Here is a 21,262-nt window from a genome sequence, read left to right on the forward strand (position 1 = left end):
ATGGGTGCCGTTCCAAGCGTGATGGGTTGCCTCAAGACAGGTTGAAAAGATGAGCGAGATCGACCAGGTCGACAACTCGGACATGTTGATGGAGCTGACGGCCGAAGTGGTTGCCGCTTATGTCAGCAAGAACTCTTTACCGGTCGGCGACTTGCCGGCCTTGATCCTCGACGTCCATTCCGCCCTCAGCCAAGCCGGCGTCGCGCCGCCCGCTCCCCAGGCCGAGAAGCCCAAGCCGGCCGTGTCGGTGAAGCGTTCGGTGACGGACGATTACATCATCTGTCTTGAGGACGGGAAGAAGTTCAAGTCGCTGAAGCGCCACTTGATGACCCACTACAACATGTCGCCCGAGGAATACCGCGACAAGTGGGATCTGCCGGCCGACTATCCCATGGTGGCCCCGAACTATGCTGCGGCGCGCTCGCGCCTCGCGAAGCAGATGGGCCTGGGCTACACGCGCCGTCGCGCGCGCGGCTGACTACGGCGCCAAATTCCTGACGCGACGGTCCAGTTTCGGTAGAGCGACTTAATGCGCGCTCCGCCTGAGCTTTGTTGCATCGCGTTCGCTCGAACTTAGGTTCGGGTTGGTCGAAAATGATGCGTCTTCGTCCTGCCCCTCGCATCATATGACCTCGAAGCTGACGCTACATATCCCAAGACGGTTTGATCGAGATGGGTCCGGTTCGCAAAGTTGGCGGGCGGCTGGCGGATCGAACACGCCGGCATAACCGGCGCATTCATTTCGGCCCATTTTCGGACGGTTCGGCTCAGGCGCTGGCGGCCATGCCGAGAGCCTGAAGATACAGGTCGAGAATGGCCTCCTGCTCCTGGCGCTCCTGCGCGTCCTGCTTGCGCAGGGAGATCACCTTGCGCAGCACCTTGGTGTCGAAACCGTTGCCCTTGGCCTCGGCATAGACGTCCTTGATGTCGTCGGAGATCGTCTTCTTTTCCTCTTCCAGGCGCTCGATCCGTTCCACGAAGGAGCGGAGCTGATCCTGGGCGACGTCATCGGTGGCGTTCGACATGGGAGCCTCTTCTCAAATCACGACAAAGGCGCCGGACGAGCCGGCCGCGTTTCCTCCTTCTTCGATGACGCGGAATGGTTACCGGAGCCTTACCGAGCGGGCTCCAGCGCGCCGATCCCGCCCGCGCCGCGTCCTGCGGGAGACGGGTGCAACAGCTTTCAGCCGTGCTGTCCCTCGTCCTTCGGTCGGTTGGTCTCGAAGGCGGCGAGCTGGTCGCCGGTCGCGTCCTTCTGGTGCAGGGCGCGCCATTCCTCGTAGGGCATGCCGTAGACGATCTCGCGGGCGCCCTCCTTGGTCATCGCCGTGCCGCCGGCCTCCGCTGCGTCGCGGTACCAGTTGGCCAGGCAGTTGCGGCAGAAGCCGGCAAGGTTCATCAGGTCGATGTTCTGCACGTCGCCCCGCGCCAGAAGGTGGTCGCGCAGGCGGCGGAAGACGGCGGCCTCGATCTCGGTTTCCTGTTCGCGCGAAAGTCTCATCGGAAAATTTCCTGAAGGTTGGGGCGCGGGCGCGCTCATATGTCCTGGCTGGCATATCGGCCCGCCGGCCGGGCGCCGCAAGGTGGCCGGGGCATGACGCGTCCGCGAGCCGGCTCGCGCATCCCGTGGCGCAGATCCCCCTCGCGGCCCTTGCGTTGACAGACCGATCGCTTATGCCAGAACGAAGACAATTCGACCCATCTCCCCCGCAAGGACCGCCCATGTCGTTCCGTTCGCTCAGGGGCCCGCGTGCTCCGGCAGTTGCCCTGTGTCTTGCCTTCGGCGCCTCGTTTTTCGGCGCCCCGGCGCTGTCTTCTCCCGCCCGCGCGGATTTTCGCGTCTGCAACGGCACCCAGACCCTGGTCGGCGTCGCGGTTGGCCAGCGCACGGCGGAAGGCTGGGTCAGCGAGGGCTGGTGGCGCATCCCGGCGACGACGTGCCGCTCCGTGGTCGAGGGGGAGTTGCACTCGCGCTACTACTATCTCTACGCCGAGGATGCCGAGGGGCTCGGCCGCTGGGCCGGTACGGTTGACATGTGCATCGCGGAGAATGAATTCCGCATCGTCGGGGTCAAGGATTGCTTCGCTCGCGGGTTCCAGAAGATGGGGTTCCGGGAGTATGACACCGGCGGACAGGGAAGCTGGATGGTTCAGCTCACCGAATCGCCTCGCGGGGAGACACCAAAGCCATGAAACGCAATCGACGAGTCAAGATTCTCGCCACGCTCGGCCCTGCCTCTTCCGAAGAGGCGATGATCCGCAAGCTCTTCGACGCGGGCGCCGACGTCTTCCGCATCAACATGAGCCACACCGAGCATGACGCGATGCGCGAGCTCGTGCGGCGCATCCGCAGTGTCGAGGCCGATGTCGGCCGCCCGATCGGCATCCTGGCCGACCTCCAGGGCCCGAAGCTGCGCGTCGGCAAGTTCAAGGAAGGCAAGGTCGATCTCGCCCCCGGTGACATCATCACGCTGGACGACAATCCCGAGCCGGGCGACGCGACGCGCGTCTACCTGCCCCATCCCGAGATTTTGGAATCCGTGCGCGCCGGCCACCGGCTTCTGATCGACGACGGCCGGCTGCATCTCGTCGCGCTGGAATCGGACGGCCGCTCGATCCGCTGCATGGTGGTCGCCGGCACGCGCATTTCCGACAAGAAGGGCGTCAGCCTGCCCGACACGCTGCTGACCAGCGGCGCCCTGACCGAGAAGGACCGGCGCGATCTCGAAGCCGTCCTGTCCGAGAATGTCGACTGGCTGGCCCTGTCCTTCATCCAGCGGCCCGAAGATCTGATCGAGGCGCGCAAGCTGGCGCGCGGCCGCGCCGGCATCATGTCGAAGATCGAGAAGCCACAGGCCGTGGAGCGGCTGGACGAGATCATCGAGCTCTCCGACGCCATCATGGTGGCGCGCGGCGATCTCGGCGTCGAAATGCCGCTGGAGCAGGTGCCTGGCATTCAGAAGCGCATGACGCGCGCCGCACGCCGTGCCGGCAAGCCGGTCGTGGTCGCCACGCAGATGCTGGAATCCATGATCACCGCCCCGGTGCCGACGCGCGCCGAGGTGTCCGACGTGTCGATCGCCGTGTTCGAGGGCGCCGATGCCGTCATGCTTTCGGCCGAATCGGCTGCCGGCCAGTATCCGGTCGAGGCCGTCGCCACGATGGATCGCATCGCGGTCGAAGTGGAGAAGGACACGCTCTATCCCGGCATCATTTTCGCGCAGCGCCCCTCGGCCGAGGCGACCGGAGCGGACGCCGTGTCGCTCGCCGCGCGCCAGATCGCCGAAACGCTGAAGGTCGCGGCGATCGTGACCTATACGGGTTCGGGCAATTCGGGCCTGCGCATGGCGCGCGAGCGCCCGCAGATCCCGATCCTGCCGCTCTCGCCGATCGAGGCCACCGTGCGCCGTCTCAGCCTCGGCTGGGGCCTGCACTGCGTGATCTCGCCGGATGCGGTGGACATGGAAGACATGGTCGACAAGGCCTGCCGTCTCGCTGTGGAACAAGGCTTCGCGCAGCCGGGCGAGCGCATCATCGTGACCGCCGGCGTTCCGTTGGGCACCCCGGGCGCCACCAACATGATCCGCATCGCGACGATCGGCTCGGACGGCGTCCACGCCGCCTGATCGCGTCCCGCCGAGCTCGAGACAAAGGAAAGGCCGCGTCCGACGCGGCCTTTTTCATGTGTAGGTTTCTCTTATGCGCAGGCTTCGTCGATTACGCAGCCTCGGTGGGTCAGGCGCGGTCCCCGGCCAAGGCGTCCGAAAGCTTCAGTGCGGCGTCCTGGGCGTCCTTTAGGGCGGGATAGACGGCGAGCACGCGCAAATAGGTCGAGAGCGCGTCGCGGCTGCGGCCGACCTCCTCCTGCATGGCGGCCAAGCCCATGAGCGAGGCGAAGTGGCGCGGCTCGCGTTTCAGCGTTTCCTCGACATCGGTGATCGCCAGCGTGTAGCGGTCGTCGGCATAGTGAACCGTGGCGCGCCGGTTCCAGGCCTCGGGAAAGTCGGGGCGCAGCACGATGGCCTGATCGAGGAGATCGAGCGCGCTCGCGGTGTTCTTGGCCGCGACGGCCTGCGTGGCGCGCTGCATCAGGAGGTCGATCGTCGCGCTGCCGCTCTGCAGCCATTCGGCCTGGATCTGATTGGCAATTCCCTCCGCGCGTGCCGGATCGCTCTCCTTCTTGAGCCGCGCGAAGAGCGCGTCGAGACGCCCGGCATGGTCGGCGGGGAGTGCGGGGACTGACGCTGTGGGAGCAGGGGGCGCGGGCAGGGCGGGCGCTGCGGACGGCGGCGTCGGAGCAGGGGCGGCCGGCTCGGTGCCTTGCGTCTGCGCAAGGGCCGGCAGGGGGACGAGGCAGGCGGCGAGGGCGAGGCGAAGGAGCGTGCGCATCGGGGGAGAGTAAGCCCTCCCCCCGCGTCGTCAATCGCCCGCAGAAGAAAAGGCTGGCCCTGAAAGCCGGCCCGCATGGCCGCAAAAAGAAAAGGCCGGCTTCTGGAGCCGGCCTTTGTCTCGTCAGCCCTGGCGCGCCTTGTAGCGCGGGGCCAGCTTGTTGATGATGTAGATGCGGCCCTTGCGACGAACCAGACGGTTGGCGCGGTGGCGGCCCTTGAGCGACTTCAGCGAGTTCTTGATCTTCATGGGTTTGACCGTCGATGAGGGTGGCGACGATCGGGAAATCCGTTCTGCCGCACAATGAAAAACGCGCCCGGAGGGCGCGCTTGCCTGGGTGGTTCGATAACGGCCGTCGCGGTTTCTGTCAACCATGCGACAATGGCCGAACCGTGCTATCACGCCTCGGAACGGGGTGAAACCCGTGTGAAATGGCCCATTTTGCGCCCCGGACGCGCTTCCGACTTTCCGTAGAGCGTCAGCATCACGCCAGCCTCGCCGAGCAGCGAGGACGCGCGATCGACCTCGGAGCCGATGAGATTCTCCATCACGGCGTCGCTGTGGCGCGCCGGGTTGCCGAGCGGCAGGCCGGCCACGGCGCGGATATGCTGCTCGAACTGGGAGATCGTGCAGGCCGCTTCCGTCCAGTGGCCGGAATTGTGGACGCGCGGCGCGATCTCGTTGACCAGCAGCGCGCCGTCCTTGCCCACGAAGAACTCGACCCCGATGACGCCGACATAGGTCAACTTGTCGAGAATGCTCTGCGCGATGTCGCAGGCCGCCTGCCGCTGCTCGGGCGAGACGGCGGCGGGAATCGTGGAGCTTTTCAGGATGCCAAGCCCGTGGACGTTCTCGGCGGGGTCGAAGGCGGCGAAGCTGCCGTCCTGCCCGCGCGCGGCGATCACCGAGATCTCCCGCTCGAAGGGGATCTTCTTTTCCAGAATCGCCGGCACGCCGCCCAAGCCGTCGAAGGCCTCGCCATGGCTGGCGTTCTCGCGCAGCACCGCCTGACCCTTGCCGTCATAGCCGAGGCGCCGGGTCTTCAGGATGCAGTCGCCGCCGAGATCCAGAAAGGCGTGGTCGAGCTCCTGCGGATCGTCCACCGCGCGCCAGGGGGCGGTGCGGATGCCGATGCCGTTCAGGAAGGCCTTTTCCACCACCCGGTCCTGCGCCACTTCCAGCGCCTCGGGCGGGGGGAAGACCGGAATGATTCGAGAGAGCGCGCGCACCGGCTCCACCGGCACGTTCTCGAACTCGTAGGTCACGACCGACACGCGCCCGGCAAGGCGCGCCAGCGCCTCGCGGTCGTCATAGGCGGCGGTGATCGTCTCGCTGGCGAGCTGCGCGGCGGGGCAGCCGGCATCGGGATCGAGCACGACCATGCGATAGCCCAGCCGGGCGGCGGCGGACGCCATCATTCGGCCGAGCTGGCCGCCGCCGATCATGCCGATCGCGGCGCCGGGAGGCAGCGGAAACCGGTTCGTCAATGTGCCGCTCCCGCCTTGGCGACCTCGGATGCTGGCTCTGAACTCGGCCGATGGGCGACCGCCTCGGTCTGGCGCCGGCGCCAGGCGTCGAGCCGCTCGGCCAGGGCGGGATCGTGCAGCGCGAGGACGCTGGCGGCCAGAAGCGCGGCGTTGACCGCCCCGGCGCGGCCGATGGCGAGCGTGCCGACGGGGATGCCGGCCGGCATCTGGACGATGGAAAGGAGGCTGTCCTGCCCCGACAGGGCGCGGCTTTCGATGGGAACGCCGAACACGGGGAGCGGCGTCATCGACGCCGTCATGCCCGGCAGGTGCGCCGCGCCGCCCGCGCCCGCGATGACGACCTGAAAGCCTTCCGCCTTGGCGCCCTTGGCGAAGTCGAACAGGCGCTCGGGCGTGCGGTGGGCCGAGACGATGCGGGCGTCGAAACCGATATCCAGCGCCTCCAGCGTGTCGGCGGCGTGTTTCATGGTCGGCCAGTCCGACTGGCTGCCCATGATGATGGCGACGGGGGCAGGGGCGGCGCTCACGCGGTCAGATCCGGAATGACCTGGTCCTCGATATCCTGAAGCCGATCCTTGATGGCGAGCTTCTTCTTCTTCATGCGCTGGACGGCGAGCCTGTCGCAGCCGGTCGATTCCATGGCGTTGATCGCCAAGTCGAAATCCATGTGCTCCTGCCGCAGTCGCGCCAACTGCAGTCTGAGCTCGGCCTGTTCCTGATCCGCCACTCGGGTCCCCTCGAACGCTTGACACGGCCCGCCGGCCCGGTTGCCGGGTCGCTCGGGCGGCGCCCGACCGCCCGGGCGCATGGTGTTCACGAAATCTCGTACCAGTCCCGCTCGAAAATCGGAACCCGGCACTTGATCCTCATTCGACAGTGCAAAGCTTATGTGACACTTTCCTATCGTCCACGGCGGCTTCACCCCTTGGAGCCGGTGGAAGGAAAGAAGTCAGAAGGAGCTCAAGAATGTCCTTGGATGCCCATCTTGCGACTTTGCAGCAGCGCCACACCGCGCTGGAGCAGGAACTGGCAACCGCGAAGGCGAAGCCCGCCATGAGCGACGCCGAGTTGCAGGACCTGAAGCGGCGCAAGCTGCTTCTGAAGGACGAGATGGAGCGCCTGCGCGCCTCCCCTCACTGACGACGACCCCAATGTTTGCGTAAGCGGAGGGCGCGGCCGGTCAGGGTCGCGCCCTTCTGATTCCGGGGGCGCCGAAGCCCACAGCGCTCGGGACCCCCATGTCGGCCGCCCGCTTCGACGTCAGCCCCCTTTTCGCGCCCGGCGGCCCCAAAAGGCGAACTCGCGCCTCGCGCCTGCGCCGCGCCGACCGGGGCAAAACTCTTGTAGTGTTGCCGCAATGCGTATCTACAGGAGCCCAAAACCTGGCCCGGCGCCCGGCCCGCCACGTGGGCCTCAAACCCGGCCCGCCCGCCCGTGAGTACGACATGACCGACGACGCGCCGATCCGCCCCCGACTGGTTCTCGCCACGACGCTGCTTCCCGATGGCGAGCCTGGGCTCGAGCGGCTTCGCGAGGCCTTCGCGGGGGGCGACATCGCCTCCGTGCTGATCGACCCGGCCGGCCGCGAGGTCGCCGCCTTCCAGGATTTCTGCGAGGCCGTCGTGCCGCTGGTGCAGGAATCGGGCGCCGCCGCGATCGTGGTGGAGGACACGCGCTGCGCAGGCCGCGTGAAGGCCGACGGGTTCCACGCGCCCGAGGGCACGATCGAGGCGCTGGGCGAGGCCATGGCGCGCTTCTCGCCGCGCCTCATCGTCGGGGCCTCGGGCTTCAACACGCGCCACGAGGCGCTGGAGGCGGGCGAGCGCATGCCCGACTATATCCTCTTCGGAAAGCTCGGCGCCGACGGCGAGGCCGAGCCGCATCGCCGCAATCTGGATCTCGCGGAATGGTGGGCTTCGATCGTAGAGCTTCCCTGCATCCTGCAGGGCGGCGCCGATCTGGCGACGCTGCCGTTGGCGATCGCGACGCGCGCCGAGTTCATTCTCCTGTCACGCGCCATCTTCGGGGAGGCCGAAGGGGTCGGCGCGCGCGTCGCCGAGGTCAACCGCCTGTTCGATGCGGCGGCGAAAGGGGAGGCCGCCTGACCATGCGCGCCGGCTCGCCTGTTCCCCTGTTCGCGCTTCTCGCCGCGATGGCGGCAGGTCCGGCCTTCGCGCAAGACGCGGGTGGCGCTCCGCCGCCGGCCGCGCCCGCCTCCGCTGGCGAGGCGCATGGCGCGGTTCTGCCCCCCAGCACGCTTCTACCCCCGACACTCGCGCCCGCCGCGCCCGGCGATGCGACGGGCCCCCAAGCGCCCTCTTCGCAGACGCCCGCCGCGCTCGCCGCTCCCGTTTTTCTTCCGACGCCGCTCGGCCCCGCGCCCGAGCCGGGCCAGGCGCTGGCCGGCGCCACTCTCTCCAGCGCCCCGGCGCTGCCGAGCGGCGCGGCCCCCGCATCCCCGACCGAAGAAGCCTATGGCGCCTTCCAGCGCGGCTACTACCTGTCCGCCCTGCGGCTAGCCGAGCCGCTCGCCAATCTCGGCGATCCGGCGGCGCAGACCCTGCTCGGCGAGATCTACGCGCGCGGGCTCGGCGTGCCGCGCGACGAGAAGGAATCGGCGCGTTGGTACGGCATCGCCGCCAAGGCGGGCGTCGCCGAGGCGCAGTTTCGCTATGCGCTTCTGCTGATCGAGGGGCGTGCGGTGGAGCGCGACGACGCGACGGCGCGCGACCTGATGAAGGCGGCGGCAGACGCCGGCAATCCGCTGGCGGCCTTCAACTACGGGCAGATGCTGATCCAATCCGCTCCCACGGGCGGCTTCGGCGAGGCGCTGGGCTATTTCCGCATGGCGGCGGAAAAGAACGTGCCGGACGCCCAATACGCGCTGTCGCAGCTCCATGCCTATGGAAAGGGCGTGGAGAAGGACGACACGCAGGCGCGCCACTGGCTGACGGAGGCCGCGCGCTCGGGCCACGATCTCGCGCAGATCGAACTCGGCATCTGGCTCATCAACGGGAGAGGCGGCGCGGCGGACCCGGCCGAGGGCTTCCGCTGGCTGAAAGGCGCGGCGGAGCGCGGCAATCCGATCGCCGTCAACCGCATCGCCCATCTCTACAAGGACGGCGTCGGCACCAGCCGCGACCGGGCCGAGGCGGCGAAATGGACCGTTCTGGCCCGCCGCGCCTCGAACTCCGACGCAGCCCTCGACGGCTGGTTCCGGGGTCTGCCGGAGGCCGAGCAGAAGGCCGCGCTGGAGGCGGCCAACCGGTTCCGCGCGGGATAGCGCAAGCGCGGGCGAGGCGGGCACGCCTTGCCGCCTGACGCTGCCGCCGAATCGCAGGCGCGGAGGCTTTGCGGTCAATTCGAGATCGCCGCAAACGCCCCGGCTGGCGCGCTCGGGCTTGAACGCGGGGGACTTTTATGGTTCTCACCCCGTTCCGGCCGCCCCTCGCGGCCTCCTGCACCTGTCCCGAAAGCCGTCCCGTTTCATGAAGATCAACGGAAGCGATATCCGTCCCGGCTATGTCGTCGAGCATGACGGCAAGCTTTGGGCCGCCGTGAAGACGGCGCATGTGAAGCCGGGCAAGGGCGGCGCGTTCAATCAGGTCGAGCTGAAGAACCTCATCGACGGCACCAAGCTGAACGAGCGCTTCCGCGCCTCGGAAAGCGTCGAGCGCGTCCATCTCGACCTCAAGGACTACCAGTTCCTCTACGAGGAAGGCGACAATCTCGTCTTCATGGACAACGAGAGCTACGAGCAACTCGAACTGCAGAAGGACTTCGTGGGCGAGCGCTCCGCCTTTCTGCAGGACGGCATGAAGGTCACGGTCCAGTCCTATGAAAGCCGGCCCATCGGTATCTCGCTGCCCGATCAGGTGACGCTTACTGTCGCCGAGGCCGATCCGGTGGTGAAGGGGCAGACCGCCGCGTCCTCCTACAAGCCGGCCATCACCGAAACGGGCTGCGCGTCCTGGTGCCGCCCTTCGTCGGCGCCGGCGAGCGCATCGTGGTGGACACGAACGAGATCACCTACGTCCGCCGCGCGGACTGACGCATTCCATGCCCGGCCGACGCCCAGACGGGTCTCGGCCGGTTTTCGCTTCCGCTGACCGCGCCCCCCGGCGCGCCGCGTGTTCTTTTTCACGACAGAGAGAAAGTTGTCCCAGCCATGGCCCGTTCGGCATTGATGAACGTCATGACGCAGGCCGCCATGAAGGCCGGCCGCTCCTTGACCCGCGATTTCGGCGAGGTCCAGAACCTTCAGGTCTCCATGAAGGGGCCGGCCGACTTCGTCTCGAACGCCGACCGCAAGGCCGAGGAGATCGTCTTCCAGGAACTGTCCCGGGCCCGGCCGGAATGGGGCTTCCTGATGGAGGAGCGCGGCGCGGTCGAGGGGCGCGACCCCCAGCACCGCTGGATCGTCGATCCGCTCGACGGCACCACCAACTTTCTCCACGGCATTCCGATGTTCGCCATCTCCATCGCGCTGGAGCGCGACGGGCAGATCGTGGCGGCGATCGTCTTCAACCCGGCGCTGGACGAACTCTACAGCGCGGAAAAGGGCGGCGGCGCCTTCCTGAACGACCGTCGCATCCGCGTCGCCGCGCGCACCAAGCTGCACGAGACCGTGCTCGCCACCGGCATGCCCTTCCTCGGCCATGGCGACCATGCGCGCTTCCTGTTCGAGTCGCGCCAGATCATGGCCGAAACGGCCGGTGTGCGCCGCATGGGCGCAGCCTCGCTCGATCTCGCCTATGTCGCGGCCGGGCGCTTCGATGGGTTCTGGGAGCACGCCCTGCAGCCTTGGGACATCGCGGCGGGCTCGCTCCTCGTGCGCGAGGCCGGCGGCTTCATCACCGATACCGAGGGTAACAAGTTCGACCCGATGCTGGGCGATGTCGCCTGCGGCAACGAGTTCATCCATCGCCAACTTCTGACCGAGCTGAAGAAGGCCAACACGGCCTATCGCGGCGGCGGCGAGCCGGTGGCCGCGCAAAAGGCCTGACCCTCGGCCGGGAGGGTCGGCAAGAGCCGATTCACCAAGGGGTTGTGCGAGCGCGACATTGACTGGCGCTCGCGCCTTTGGCGCGTTAGAAGGAGGTTCCACCGTTCCGGTCCTGCCGCGCGGCGCTTGACCGCCGGGCAAGCGGATGAGGCGTCATGCAGGTTCACTCTCCTTCGCCCGAGGCGCCGCCTCCCGCGGCTCCCGCTCATGCGGAGCCGCTGAGCAGTCCGCTGGTTTATCTCGGCGTGATGCTGGTGTTCCTGGCCCTGGCCGGCTTCGTGGCGTTGATCCTCGGCCGTCAGGTCCAGCAGGCCTTCACCACCAATCCCGGCCTGAACGGGCTGATTCTTGCGGTTCTCGCGATCGGCATCCTTCTGGCGCTGGGGCAGATCCTGAAGCTCGCGCGCGAGGTGCGCTGGGTCAACGGGCTTCTGCGCGAGGGCGACGCCGCCGCGCGCGGCGGGCGAACGCGCCATCCCGTGCTCTTGGCGCCGATGGAGGCGATGATGCAAGGGCGGCGCGGCCGCCCGCGCCTGCCGCTGGCCTCCGGCCGCACGCTGCTGGATTCGGTCGCGACGCGCCTCGACGAGGCACGCGATACCGCACGCTACCTCGTCGGCCTTCTCGTCTTTCTCGGTCTGCTCGGCACGTTCTGGGGCCTTCTAACGACGATCGGCTCCATTTCCGCCACGATCCAGTCGCTCGACCCCGCGGCGGGCGACGCGGCGACGGTTCTGGACTCGGTCAAGAACGGCCTCTCGGCGCCCTTGTCGGGCATGGGCACGGCCTTTTCCTCCTCGCTGTTCGGCCTCAGCGGCTCGCTGGTGCTCGGCTTTCTCGACCTGCAGGTCGGCCGGGCGCAGGGGCGCTTCTATACCGAACTGGAAGATCTCCTGTCCTTCGAGGCGGAAACCTCGACCTCGCTCGCTCTGCTTCCCAACATGCCGAACCTGCCGAACGGCGCGGAGGAGTTCCGGGTGCTGGCCGACCGGATCAACCGGCTGGTGCTGGAGCAGAGCAACGCGCCGCGCACCAGCGCGGCCATGGCGAGTCTCGCCGAAAGCATCCAGGGCCTCGTCCAGCACATGCGCGGCGAGCAGCAGATGCTGCGCGACTTCGTGGAAGCGCAGGCCGACGAGCAGCGCGAGATGCGACGGGCGCTGGATCGCTTGAACCACTCCCTGTCCGACATCGAGCGGAACTGACGGATGGCCCTGTCGCGCCGCCGCCACCGCCGCGAGATCGACTATTGGCCGGGCTTCGTCGACGCGCTGTCGACCCTGCTTCTCGCCATCATGTTTCTCCTGTCGGTCTTCGTGATCGCGCAGTTCCTTCTCAGCCGCGACCTGTCTGGGCGCGATAACGTGCTCGACCGGCTCAATGCGCAGATCGCCGAGCTGAACCAGCTTCTGGCGCTGGAGCGCTCGCATTCCGGCGATTTCCAGGATCAGATCGCAGCGCTGCGCGCTTCGCTGGCCGGCGCCGAGACCGAGCGCTCGCGGCTCCAGACGGCGCTGGACGAGGGGCGGTCCGCAGCGCCCGTCGCCGGCGCTTCGGTGGGCGACCTCCAGGCGCAGGTGCAGAGCGAGCAGCGCGTTTCGGCGCAGGCGCGCGCCCAGATCGACCTGTTGAACCAGCAATTGTCGGCGCTGCGCCAGCAGATCGCAGCGCTGGAGGACGCGCTCGGCGCCTCCGAGCAGCGCGACCGCGAATCGCAGACGCAGATTTCCGATCTCGGCCGCCGGCTCAACGTAGCACTGGCGCAGCGCGTGCAGGAACTGGCGCGCTATCGCTCCGACTTCTTCGGGCGCCTGCGCGAGATCCTGGCCGATCGCGACAACATCCGCATCGTCGGCGATCGCTTCGTGTTCCAGTCCGAGGTGCTCTTTCCGTCGGGCGCCGACGTGTTGCAGCCGGCGGGCCAGGACGAGATGCGCAAGCTGGCGGACGCCATCATCCAGCTGAACCGCGAGATCCCCTCCGACATCAACTGGATCATCCGCGTTGACGGGCACACGGACAATGTGCCGGTGAGCAGCGGCCGCTTCGCCGACAATTGGCAGCTTTCCACCGCCCGCGCCGCCGCCGTGGTGCGCTTTCTCGTGGCGGCCGGCGTGCCGCCGCAGCGCCTGGCGGCCACGGGCTTCGGCGAGTTCCAGCCGCTGGCGGCGGGCGACGATGCCGAGGCCCGGGCCCGCAATCGTCGCATCGAGCTGAAGCTCACAGAGCGATAGGAGTCGGGCGGCGAAAGGCCCGCGCTCGGCATCTGAGGCGGAGAAGCCGGCGTGATCGATCGAACTCTGGGGCGGGGTTTTGCGTCCCGCCCTCGCTTTATTCCGCTGCCGCCGGAGCCAAGGCTTCGCGGCCCGCGTCGAACTGGAGCCGGGCGAGGCGGGAGTAAAGTCCGCCGCGCGCGATCAGTGTGGCGTGGGTGCCTTCCTCGACCACGCGCCCGCCATCCAGCACCAGAATGCGATCGGCCTTCAGGATGGTGGCCAGACGATGGGCGATCACCAGCGTCGTGCGATGGCCCATCAGCCCTTCTAGCGCGCGCTGCACCAGAACCTCGCTTTCTGCGTCGAGCGCCGAGGTCGCCTCGTCCAGAAGCAGGATCGGCGCGTCGCGCAGGATGGCGCGGGCGATGGCGATGCGCTGGCGCTGGCCGCCCGACAGGGTGACGCCGCGCTCGCCAATGGACGTGTCGTAGCCCTCCGGCAGGGCGCTGACGAACCCGTCGACCTGCGCGGCTCGTGCCGCCTCCACGATTGCCGCGCGGGGCGCGTCGTCGGCGCCGAAGGCAATATTCTCGGCCACCGTGCCGGCGAAGATGCTGGAATCCTGCGGCACGAAGGCGATGCGCCCGCGCAGCGCGTCCAGAGCGACATCGCGAATGTCCACGCCGTCGAGGAGGATGCGCCCCTCGCTCGGATCGTAGAATCGCTCGATCAGGGCGAAGAGGGTGGACTTGCCCGCGCCCGAAGCGCCGACCAGCGCCACCGTTTCGCCCGGCCGGATGTCGAGATCGATCCCGCTCAAGGTGGGGCGCTCCGGCGCGCCGGGATAGCGGAAGGAGACGCGCTCGAAGCGGAGCGCTCCTTCAGGCGGCGAGGGGAGGGCGCGGGGGTTCGTCGGCGAGGCGATGATGGGCGTCTCGTCCAAGAGCTCCGACAGGCGCTCGGTGGCGCCGGATGCCGCCGTAAGATCGCCCCAGACCTCCGACAACTGCCCCAGGCTCGACGCGGCGAACACGGCATAGAGCAGGAACTGGCCGAGCGTGCCGGCGGTCATGGTGCCGTCCACCACGCGGTGAGCGCCGATCCACAGAACCAGGATGATCGACACGGTGATGAGGAAGATCGCGAAGGCGGTGAGAAAGGCCCGCGCGCTGACCGAGCGACGGGCGGCCTCGAAGGCCTCGTCTACCGCCGCGCCGAAGCGCCGGTTCGCGGCGGGCTCGGCGGTGAAGGCCTGCACCGCGCGCACCGCCGAGATGGCTTCGCCGGCATAGGCGCTGGCGCCGGCCAGCCGGTCCTGCGCGGCGCGCGAGCGGCGGCGCACGGAGCGGCCGAAGGCGACGAGCGGCAGAACGATGAGCGGAATGGCGAGGATCACGATCAGCGACAGGCTGGGGCTGGTATAGGCCATCATCGCCACGGCGCCGACGAAGAGGATGACGTTGCGAAGGGCCAGCGAGGCGGTGGCGCCGACGGCGGACTTGATCTGCGTCGTGTCGGCGGTGAGGCGCGAGACGATCTCGCCCGACAGGTTGCGGTCGTAGAAGCCGGGCGATAGGCGCATCACATGGGAGAACACGTCCTTGCGCAGTTCGGCGACGATGCGCTCCCCGATCGTGATGACGAAATAGTAGCGCCCGGCGCTGGCCAGCGCGAGCACGATGCTGAGCACCGCCAGCATGGCGAAATAGGTGTCCACGAAGCCCGTGTCGCCCGACATGAAGCCGTGATCCACCACGCGCCGCACCGCCAGCGGGAAAGACAGGGTGGTGGCGGAGGCGAGAAGCAGAAACACCAGCGCACCCGCCACCAGCCCGCGCTGGCGCCGGACATAGGGCCAGAGGCGGGCGAGGGGCTTCAGCGTGCGGGACGATTTTTCGCTCGCGCTCGTGCGGTCGGAACGTGCCAAGATTGGATCGCCTTTGCGGCCTTGTGCGCTATCGGCCCCTCATGTATAGGCTCGCCCTTGAATTTGAAAGCGATCGCGCTCCTCATTCCGGCCCGACCGGCCCGCTTCCCTCGCGGGGCGGCCCATCGGGCTTGGTGAGTGCGAGCGCGTTACTGTCTGTGAGGGCATCATGAAGCAGAACATCCATCCCGACTATCACACGATCACCATCGTGATGACGAACGGCACCGAGTATCAGACCCGCTCGACCTACGGCTCGGCCGGCGACAAGCTGAACCTCGACATCGACCCGACCAGCCACCCGGCATGGACCGGCGGCAACCAGCAGATGCTGGATCGCGGCGGCCGCGTGTCGCGCTTCAACAAGCGCTACGAAGGCCTGGGCATCTAAGCCATCGCCTCGGATTTCGATTTGCAAAAAGCCCGGCCTTCGCGCCGGGCTTTTTGTTGTGCGCGTGTACTGCCGGGCAAACGAAAACGCCGCCGGAGAGGCTCCAGCGACGTCGGTTGGCTTGCGAATGGGAAAGAGCGGTCAGATCGCGAAGGCGGTCCGCAAGAGGTCGATCTGCTGGCCGACCGGGTTAGGCACAATCGTCTGCAAGGGGGCGGCGGAGCCGTAGATCTCGCGATCCAGCATGGCGATGCGCCGCTCCAGAAGCAGGGCACGCTCCACGAGGCCGCGGAAGCTGGCCGGCAGTTCCTCGTAGAAGGGCGAATCGACGCCTTCGGCGCTGCCGTCGAGGCGCACTTTGGTCTTCTCGGCTTCGACCTGCGATCGAGACATGTCGCCCTGGTTGGCCGCGCGCTGGAGCAGAAGCCAGGAGGCGACCTGCATGAGGCGGGTCGTCAGGCGCATGGACTCGGCGGCGTAGAGCGTCGCCGCGCCCTTGGACAGCGTCTTCACGTCACGCCGTCCCTCGCCGTCGAGATAGGCGGCGGTTTCATCGACCAAGTTCATTCCAGCGTCGAAGATCGGCTGGAACGACGCCGAGAAGGCGAGGCGTTCTGCGATCCGCACGGTCTGGAAGTCGCTTCGATCGGATGGTTTTTGTGACATGCGGGGACAACCAGCCTGGGCAAGAATCGTTGCACGGTCCATGCAGCGAAATGCCGGACGAACCTGATGCCGGAATCCTCTACGCAAGCCTCGCCCCGCGCAAGTCGCTTCGCGCCGATTTGGTTAACGTCCGTTCGCCTTGTTGGCCGTCCCGGGATGCTCTCGAACGGGAAAAAGAGAGCCGCGCGGAGGCGGCTCTATCAAGTTTCAACAGGGAGACGTCGACAACCATAGGGGTCGCCATCCAACGAATTGGACACCCACAGCTTTGTCCGAACTCGGTAAATGCGGGGTTAGCGACTCTCGGAAAATTTTGGCCTTGCCCTAGTTTGGCTGGAACCATTCCCGAGAAAGGTCGCCGCGCATGAGCCTGCCCACCCGGATGAAGCTTGTCGGCCTCGATGGCCATGGAGGGCCGGAGGTTCTGGTACCGCGCGAGGCCAAGGTGCCCCGGCCCGGTCCCGGCCAGATTCTGATCGAGGTGCGCGCTGCCGGGGTCAACCGGCCCGATCTGCTGCAGCGCCAGGGCGTTTATCCCCCGCCCGCCGGCGCGCCGGATTGGCCGGGCCTGGAGGTCTCGGGTCTCGTCGCTGCGCTGGGCGAGGGCGTCACGACCTGGACTTTGGGCGACGCGGTGATCGCGCTTCTGCCGGGCGGCGGATACGCCGAGTACGCGCTGGCCGACGCCGGCAGCGCGCTGCCCGTGCCGGCGGGCATGGGCTTTCCCGAGGCTGCGGCGATCCCTGAAACCTTCCTGACCGTCTGGCACAACGTCTTTCAGCGCGGGGGCTTGCGAGAGGGCGAGACTTTTCTCGTCCATGGCGGCACGTCCGGCATCGGCACGACCGCCATCCAGCTCGCAAACGCCTTCGGCGCGCATGTGGCGACGACGGTCGGCAGCCCGGACAAGGCCGAGGCCGCGCGCCGCCTGGGGGCCGATCTCGCCATCGACTATCGCCAGGAGGATTTCGTGGCCGCGATGCACGGTTGGCGCGAGGGGAGGGGCGCCGACGTCACGCTCGACATGGTGGGCGGCGACTACGCCACCCGCAACCTGAAGGCGGCCGCCCCCGACGGGCGGATCGTGCAGATCGCCTTTCTGCGGGGCAACAAGGCGGAGATCGACCTCAACCTCGTGATGCAGAAGCGCCTGCATCTCACCGGCTCGACCCTTCGCGCCCGCGACCACGCCTTCAAGGCGGCGCTGGCGGCCGATCTCCAGCACCATGTCTGGCCGCTTCTGGAGGCCGGCCGGGTGAAGCCGCTGATCGAGGCGACCTACCCGCTGCACGAGGCGGCGGAGGCGCATCGGCACATGGAGCGCGATCACATCGGCAAGATCGTGCTGCTGCCGGATGCGCGATAGGCGGGACGGGCGAGAGATCGTCTCGCCGGCCAGGGAGACTTCCTTGCGATTGCGAAAAGTAGCCCCTATAGTTCGCCTTCAATTCCCGCATTCGTGGCATGACCACAGCCTGCTCCTCCGGGTGGGCCACTAGGAGACTATTACCCATGGCTCAGCAGCTCCTGATGCCGAAGGCCACGGCCGTCTGGCTGGTGGACAACACATCGCTGTCGTTCGAGCAGATCGCCGAGTTCTGCACCTTGCACCCGCTCGAAGTGAAGGCGATTGCCGACGGCGAGGCGGCGCAGGGCATCAAGGGCATGGACCCGATCATCACCGGGCAGCTGACGCGCGACGAGATCGTTCGCGCCGAGAAGGACGGGCGCCACCGGCTGAAGCTGGCCCCGCCGAAGGTTCGCGTGCCCGAGGCCAAGCGCAAGGGGCCGCGCTACACGCCGGTTTCCAAGCGGCAGGATCGGCCCAATGCCATCCTCTGGCTGGTGCGCAACCATCCCGAGCTGAAGGACAACGCCATCTCGCGCCTGGTCGGCACGACCAAGCACACGATCGAGCAGATCCGCGAGCGCACGCACTGGAACTCGGCCAATCTTCAGCCGATGGACCCGGTGACGCTGGGTCTCTGCTCGCAGATCGACCTCGACCTCGAAGTCGAGAAGGCCTCGCGCGGCATGCCCCGACCCGAGGAACTGGCCGAGGAGGAGCGTCTGCTCTCGGCCGCGCAGACCCAGAACTACCGCCCCGCCCCGCGCGAGGAGGACGAGGAGCTCGACGCCGCCGCCGTCTTCGCCAAGCTCTCCTCCATGCGCCGCAAGGAGCCGGAAGAGGGCGAGGAAGACGAGATCGTCTGATCCGATCTTTCTTCGCGAACCCAATCAGGGCGGCCCTCGGGCCGCCTTTTTTCGTCGGGGCTCAACCGTTGCCGCGAAACTCGGGATAGAGCGTCATGCCGCCGTCGACGAAGAGGGTCTGGCCGGTGATGTAGTCCGCCGCGTCCGACACGAGAAAGGCCGCGGCGCGGCCGATATCGGCGGGTTCGCCGATCCGCCCATAGGGAATGAGCTTCAGCATGGCATCGACGCCGCCCGGCTTGTCGCGCTCGATCTCGTTGATCGCCGTGGCGATGGCGCCGGGCGCCACCGCGTTGACCCTGATCTTCTCGGGCGCCACCTCCTGCGCCAGCGATTCCATCAGAAGCTTCAGCCCGCCCTTGGACGCCGCGTAATTGGCGCGGAAGGCCCAGGGAATGCGCTGGTGGACGGAATTGTCGAACAGGAGCTTGCCGAGCGCCCGGCTGACCTCCTCCCGCAGGCCCTTGCGGCGGAAGCGGCGGATCGCCTCGCGCCCGACCAGAAAGCCGCCGGTCAGGTTGGTCTCGATCACCTTGTTCCAGTCGTCGAGGCTCATGTCCGAGATCGCCGCGTCGCGCTGCAGCCCGGCATTCGACACCACGATGTCGAAGGCCCCAAGCGCCGCCTCGCCCTCGTCGAAGAGGCGCGCGACGTCGGCCTCCGTCGCCACGTCGGCCTGGACGGCCACGGCGCGCCGGCCGAGCGCCTCGATCCGCTCCACCGTGCCTTGCGCCTTGTCGGCCGAGCCGTGATAGTTGACGACGATGTCCGCCCCGCTGCGCGCCAGTTCCACGGCGATCGCCTCGCCGATGCCGGAAGACGAGCCGGTGACGAGCGCGGTTTGCCCTTTCAATGAGAGGAGGCCGGCAAAGGGCGAAGCGTCAGTAGATTCCATCGGGGTCCTCGATCATTTGATGGGAGGCGTTGACGGGGTCGCCGCTGGTCGAGGTCAGGGCGCGGTCGAGCCAGATCGCGGCCGAGATCAGCGACAGATGGGTGAGCCCTTGCGGGAAATTGCCGAGATGGTCGCCGGAGGAGGAAAGCTCCTCCGAGTAGAGGCCGAGATGGTTGCTGTAGCTGTGCAGCTTCTCGAACAGGAGCCGCGCCTCCGACACGAAGCCGGACCGAGCGAGCGCCTCGACATACCAGAACGAGCAGATGGTGAAGAAGCCTTCCTCGCCCTCCAGCCCGTCATGGTTCTCATCGGTGTTGATGTAGCGCTTCACCAGGCAGTCATGGACGAGATTGGCCTGCACCGCCTTCAACGTCGAGGTCCACATCTGGTCGCGCGGGTTGATGAACTTTACCAGCGGCATGAGCAGCACCACCGCGTCCAGCGTCGTGGAGCCCTTGAACTGCGTGAAGGCGCCGAGATCCTTGTTCCAGAACTCCTCCAGGATGCTGCGCTGGATGGCGTCTCGCTCCGAGCGCCAGCGCGCGATGTCGGCGGGCAGCGACTCGCGGCTCGCGATCTTCATGCCGCGGTCGAGGGCCACCCAGCACATCAGGCGCGAGGAGAGATATTCGCGGTCCTCGCCCCGGCTTTCCCAAATGCCCTTGTCGGGCAGGTGCCAGTGGTCGCAGAGCCAGTCCATCAGCCGCGAAAGCTTGGTCCAGACGGCGTAGGCCGGCTTTCCCCGCGCCTTGGTCGCGATATAGACCGCGTCCATGAACTCGCCGTAGATGTCCATCTGCCGCTGGCTGTAGGCGGCGTTGCCGACGCGCACGGGGCGCGAGCCGCGATAGCCCGACAGATGGTCGAGCGAGACCTCGGGCAGCTTGTCGGCCCCATCCATCGCATACATGATCTGTAGGCCGGACTGCACGTCCTCGTGCGGTTCGACGATCCGCTCCATCAGGAAGTGGATGAAGGCCTCCGCCTCGTCGAAATAGTTGAGCCGCGACAGGGCGTAGAGCGTGAACGCGCTGTCGCGTACCCAGCAGAACCGATAGTCCCAGTTGCGCTCGCCGCCCACCACTTCCGGCAGGCCGAACGTGCCGGCCGCCGCGATCGAGCCGTGCCGCGCCGAGGTGAGGAGCTTCAGCGTCAGCGCCGAGCGCACCACAAGCTCGCGCCAGAAGGTGGGGTAGCGGCCCTGCCGCACCCAGCGGTGCCAGAACTCCCGGGTCCGGAAGAAGGCCGAGCGGGCATAGCCCGGCTGGATCGGCGGCGCGTCCGCCCGTCCGGGGCAGAAGACGACGTAGATGGACTGGTCCTCGGCAAGGTCCGCCTCGCCCAGAATGCTGCCGTCCTCCACGCGCAAGGGTATGGACGAATAGAAGAAGACCTCCTCCCGCCCGCCGTCCGAGGCCCGCGTCCAACTCGCCGCGAAGCCGCCGGCAACAGCGCTGAAGCTTGGCTCGGCCGCGCCATATTCGGGGCGCGGGCGGATCAGAACGCGAAAGCGCACCGGCCCCATGATCGCCTTGGCGCGGCGCACGATGCGGCCCGACCCGTCGGTCGGCATGAAGTCGGTAAGTTCGCCGATCCCATCCTGCCCGAGAAAGCGGGTCAGAAGGATGTTGGTGTCGGGCAGGTAGATCTGCCGGCAGGTCAGCCCGTCCGCGTCGGCCCAAAGGCGGAACTCGCCGGCTTTTTCAGGGTCGAGCAGCCCGGCGAAAAGCGAGGGCGAGTCGAGACTGGGATGGCAGAAGAAGTCGATCCGCCCATCCTGCGCCACGAGCGCGAGCGTGTTCATGTCGCCGATGACGCCATGGTTCGAGATCGGATTGGGCGCGGGAGGCGAGGCGGAGGACTGCATGGCGGGGCCTGTTCGTCTGACAGCGCTGGGAGATTGGTCGCTCCGCCGGGAAGTAAAGCCGGCGCCGTCCCGCCTTCCGCCTCAGGGAGGGGCAGGCGGGGCGAGTGGCCGAGAAGAGATTTCCCGTCGGCCCCGCTCGCCTTTCAATTGCTCCATCGGCCTGCTTTGCAGTATCCACACGGTTCGAAGCGGCGGAATTAAGCCT

Annotated in this window: 23 protein-coding genes and 1 pseudogene; 13 read left to right on the forward strand and 11 right to left on the reverse strand. The window is 67.6% G+C overall.

The features are described from left to right. Positions 1–49 precede the first annotated feature (49 nt). Positions 50–478, forward strand: a complete 429-nt coding sequence (locus AUL32_RS07365; RefSeq protein WP_148640099.1) for a MucR family transcriptional regulator — start codon at positions 50–52, stop codon at positions 476–478. Positions 479–767: 289 nt separating this feature from the next. Here AUL32_RS07365 and AUL32_RS07370 read toward each other — a convergent pair whose 3' ends face one another. Then, entirely contained in the window at positions 768–1,025 is a 258-nt protein-coding gene (locus tag AUL32_RS07370) for a DUF2312 domain-containing protein (RefSeq protein WP_019998232.1), read from the reverse strand. Positions 1,026–1,183: 158 nt separating this feature from the next. Continuing rightward, positions 1,184–1,501: a DUF1244 domain-containing protein gene (locus tag AUL32_RS07375; RefSeq protein ID WP_062113237.1), complete on the reverse strand. Its 318-nt coding sequence runs from the start codon at positions 1,499–1,501 to the stop codon at positions 1,184–1,186. 221 nt (positions 1,502–1,722) lie between these two features. Here AUL32_RS07375 and AUL32_RS07380 point away from each other — a divergent pair, with 221 nt between their 5' ends. Both AUL32_RS07380 and pyk read left to right on the forward strand, forming a co-directional pair. Then, positions 1,723–2,193, forward strand: coding sequence for a DUF1036 domain-containing protein (locus tag AUL32_RS07380; protein WP_148640098.1), 471 nt, complete (start codon positions 1,723–1,725; stop codon positions 2,191–2,193). Then, a complete protein-coding gene (gene pyk, locus AUL32_RS07385) occupies positions 2,190–3,626 on the forward strand; it encodes a pyruvate kinase (RefSeq protein ID WP_061976985.1) in 1,437 nt (478 codons plus the stop codon). The genes AUL32_RS07380 and pyk overlap by 4 nt, the downstream gene beginning before the upstream one ends. Before the next feature lie 109 nt (positions 3,627–3,735). On the opposite strand, the gene AUL32_RS07390 is transcribed toward pyk, so the two are convergent. The 5 genes from AUL32_RS07390 to AUL32_RS07410 form a co-directional block, all read right to left on the reverse strand. Next, complete coding sequence (locus AUL32_RS07390; RefSeq protein ID WP_062113239.1) at positions 3,736–4,389, reverse strand: tetratricopeptide repeat protein; 654 nt, start codon at positions 4,387–4,389, stop codon at positions 3,736–3,738. A gap of 123 nt (positions 4,390–4,512) precedes the next feature. Further along, positions 4,513–4,638, reverse strand: coding sequence for a type B 50S ribosomal protein L36 (gene ykgO, locus AUL32_RS07395; RefSeq protein WP_019998227.1), 126 nt, complete (start codon positions 4,636–4,638; stop codon positions 4,513–4,515). Between the two features lie 149 nt (positions 4,639–4,787). Next, positions 4,788–5,876, reverse strand: coding sequence for a 5-(carboxyamino)imidazole ribonucleotide synthase (locus AUL32_RS07400; protein ID WP_082659379.1), 1,089 nt, complete (start codon positions 5,874–5,876; stop codon positions 4,788–4,790). Next, positions 5,873–6,370, reverse strand: coding sequence for a 5-(carboxyamino)imidazole ribonucleotide mutase (gene purE, locus AUL32_RS07405; RefSeq protein ID WP_062113317.1), 498 nt, complete (start codon positions 6,368–6,370; stop codon positions 5,873–5,875). The genes AUL32_RS07400 and purE overlap by 4 nt, the downstream gene beginning before the upstream one ends. A 29-nt stretch (positions 6,371–6,399) precedes the next feature. Next, positions 6,400–6,603: a YdcH family protein gene (locus AUL32_RS07410; RefSeq protein ID WP_061976981.1), complete on the reverse strand. Its 204-nt coding sequence runs from the start codon at positions 6,601–6,603 to the stop codon at positions 6,400–6,402. A gap of 239 nt (positions 6,604–6,842) precedes the next feature. Between AUL32_RS07410 and AUL32_RS24470 the strand changes: the two genes are divergently transcribed. From AUL32_RS24470 to AUL32_RS07440, 7 genes and pseudogenes are all read left to right on the forward strand, one after another. Then, a complete protein-coding gene (locus AUL32_RS24470) occupies positions 6,843–7,016 on the forward strand; it encodes a YdcH family protein (RefSeq protein ID WP_082639518.1) in 174 nt (57 codons plus the stop codon). A 266-nt stretch (positions 7,017–7,282) separates the two neighbouring features. Further along, positions 7,283–7,981 carry a thiamine phosphate synthase gene (locus AUL32_RS07415; protein ID WP_244497708.1) on the forward strand — a complete coding sequence of 233 codons (699 nt, stop codon included), beginning with the start codon at positions 7,283–7,285 and terminating at the stop codon, positions 7,979–7,981. A 2-nt stretch (positions 7,982–7,983) separates the two neighbouring features. After that, positions 7,984–9,159, forward strand: coding sequence for a tetratricopeptide repeat protein (locus AUL32_RS07420; RefSeq protein ID WP_062113245.1), 1,176 nt, complete (start codon positions 7,984–7,986; stop codon positions 9,157–9,159). A gap of 205 nt (positions 9,160–9,364) precedes the next feature. Then, positions 9,365–9,927, forward strand: a pseudogene (efp, locus tag AUL32_RS07425) (elongation factor P). 117 nt (positions 9,928–10,044) lie between these two features. Continuing rightward, positions 10,045–10,881, forward strand: a complete 837-nt coding sequence (locus AUL32_RS07430) for an inositol monophosphatase family protein (protein ID WP_062113248.1) — start codon at positions 10,045–10,047, stop codon at positions 10,879–10,881. 155 nt (positions 10,882–11,036) lie between these two features. Beyond that, a complete protein-coding gene (locus AUL32_RS07435; RefSeq protein ID WP_062113251.1) occupies positions 11,037–12,086 on the forward strand; it encodes a hypothetical protein in 1,050 nt (349 codons plus the stop codon). Between the two features lie 3 nt (positions 12,087–12,089). After that, entirely contained in the window at positions 12,090–13,115 is a 1,026-nt protein-coding gene (locus AUL32_RS07440; RefSeq protein ID WP_062113254.1) for a peptidoglycan -binding protein, read from the forward strand. Positions 13,116–13,212: 97 nt separating this feature from the next. Here AUL32_RS07440 and AUL32_RS07445 read toward each other — a convergent pair whose 3' ends face one another. Beyond that, positions 13,213–15,024, reverse strand: a complete 1,812-nt coding sequence (locus tag AUL32_RS07445) for an ABC transporter transmembrane domain-containing protein (protein WP_062113258.1) — start codon at positions 15,022–15,024, stop codon at positions 13,213–13,215. A 169-nt stretch (positions 15,025–15,193) separates the two neighbouring features. Between AUL32_RS07445 and rpmE the strand changes: the two genes are divergently transcribed. Next, positions 15,194–15,415, forward strand: a complete 222-nt coding sequence (gene rpmE, locus AUL32_RS07450) for a 50S ribosomal protein L31 (RefSeq protein ID WP_061976965.1) — start codon at positions 15,194–15,196, stop codon at positions 15,413–15,415. A 141-nt stretch (positions 15,416–15,556) separates the two neighbouring features. Here rpmE and rcdA read toward each other — a convergent pair whose 3' ends face one another. After that, a complete protein-coding gene (gene rcdA, locus AUL32_RS07455) occupies positions 15,557–16,081 on the reverse strand; it encodes a protease adaptor protein RcdA (RefSeq protein ID WP_061976963.1) in 525 nt (174 codons plus the stop codon). Between the two features lie 364 nt (positions 16,082–16,445). Here rcdA and AUL32_RS07460 point away from each other — a divergent pair, with 364 nt between their 5' ends. Next, positions 16,446–17,447 (forward strand): NAD(P)H-quinone oxidoreductase, encoded by a 1,002-nt coding sequence (locus tag AUL32_RS07460; protein WP_062113261.1) that lies wholly within the window; start codon positions 16,446–16,448, stop codon positions 17,445–17,447. A gap of 146 nt (positions 17,448–17,593) precedes the next feature. Beyond that, on the forward strand, positions 17,594–18,295 hold the full coding sequence (locus AUL32_RS07465; protein ID WP_061976959.1) for a DUF1013 domain-containing protein: 702 nt from the start codon (positions 17,594–17,596) through the stop codon (positions 18,293–18,295). A 61-nt stretch (positions 18,296–18,356) separates the two neighbouring features. On the opposite strand, the gene AUL32_RS07470 is transcribed toward AUL32_RS07465, so the two are convergent. After that, the gene (locus tag AUL32_RS07470) at positions 18,357–19,190 is read right to left on the reverse strand and encodes an SDR family oxidoreductase (protein WP_062113264.1); all 834 of its coding nucleotides are present in this window, start codon (positions 19,188–19,190) and stop codon (positions 18,357–18,359) included. Next, positions 19,177–21,057: a glycoside hydrolase family 15 protein gene (locus AUL32_RS07475; protein ID WP_244497711.1), complete on the reverse strand. Its 1,881-nt coding sequence runs from the start codon at positions 21,055–21,057 to the stop codon at positions 19,177–19,179. Before AUL32_RS07475 ends, AUL32_RS07470 begins: the two co-directional genes overlap by 14 nt. Positions 21,058–21,262 lie beyond the last annotated feature (205 nt).

Origin of the sequence: Aureimonas sp. AU40, from assembly GCF_001463785.1 — a bacterium.
In the GTDB taxonomy this organism is placed as follows: Bacteria; Pseudomonadota; Alphaproteobacteria; order Rhizobiales; family Rhizobiaceae; genus Aureimonas.

Coding starts and splice junctions, on each gene's coding strand:
- AUL32_RS07365 (WP_148640099.1), top strand. CDS start 50: ATGAGCGAGATCGACCAGGTCGACAACTCGGACATGTTGATGGAGCTG.
- AUL32_RS07470 (WP_062113264.1), bottom strand. CDS start 19,190: ATGGAATCTACTGACGCTTCGCCCTTTGCCGGCCTCCTCTCATTGAAA.
- pyk (WP_061976985.1), top strand. CDS start 2,190: ATGAAACGCAATCGACGAGTCAAGATTCTCGCCACGCTCGGCCCTGCC.
- AUL32_RS07380 (WP_148640098.1), top strand. CDS start 1,723: ATGTCGTTCCGTTCGCTCAGGGGCCCGCGTGCTCCGGCAGTTGCCCTG.
- AUL32_RS24470 (WP_082639518.1), top strand. CDS start 6,843: ATGTCCTTGGATGCCCATCTTGCGACTTTGCAGCAGCGCCACACCGCG.
- rcdA (WP_061976963.1), bottom strand. CDS start 16,081: ATGTCACAAAAACCATCCGATCGAAGCGACTTCCAGACCGTGCGGATC.
- AUL32_RS07475 (WP_244497711.1), bottom strand. CDS start 21,057: ATGCAGTCCTCCGCCTCGCCTCCCGCGCCCAATCCGATCTCGAACCAT.
- purE (WP_062113317.1), bottom strand. CDS start 6,370: ATGGGCAGCCAGTCGGACTGGCCGACCATGAAACACGCCGCCGACACG.
- rpmE (WP_061976965.1), top strand. CDS start 15,194: ATGAAGCAGAACATCCATCCCGACTATCACACGATCACCATCGTGATG.
- AUL32_RS07435 (WP_062113251.1), top strand. CDS start 11,037: ATGCAGGTTCACTCTCCTTCGCCCGAGGCGCCGCCTCCCGCGGCTCCC.
- AUL32_RS07420 (WP_062113245.1), top strand. CDS start 7,984: ATGCGCGCCGGCTCGCCTGTTCCCCTGTTCGCGCTTCTCGCCGCGATG.
- AUL32_RS07465 (WP_061976959.1), top strand. CDS start 17,594: ATGGCTCAGCAGCTCCTGATGCCGAAGGCCACGGCCGTCTGGCTGGTG.
- AUL32_RS07460 (WP_062113261.1), top strand. CDS start 16,446: ATGAGCCTGCCCACCCGGATGAAGCTTGTCGGCCTCGATGGCCATGGA.
- AUL32_RS07370 (WP_019998232.1), bottom strand. CDS start 1,025: ATGTCGAACGCCACCGATGACGTCGCCCAGGATCAGCTCCGCTCCTTC.
- AUL32_RS07375 (WP_062113237.1), bottom strand. CDS start 1,501: ATGAGACTTTCGCGCGAACAGGAAACCGAGATCGAGGCCGCCGTCTTC.
- AUL32_RS07430 (WP_062113248.1), top strand. CDS start 10,045: ATGGCCCGTTCGGCATTGATGAACGTCATGACGCAGGCCGCCATGAAG.
- AUL32_RS07440 (WP_062113254.1), top strand. CDS start 12,090: ATGGCCCTGTCGCGCCGCCGCCACCGCCGCGAGATCGACTATTGGCCG.
- AUL32_RS07390 (WP_062113239.1), bottom strand. CDS start 4,389: ATGCGCACGCTCCTTCGCCTCGCCCTCGCCGCCTGCCTCGTCCCCCTG.
- ykgO (WP_019998227.1), bottom strand. CDS start 4,638: ATGAAGATCAAGAACTCGCTGAAGTCGCTCAAGGGCCGCCACCGCGCC.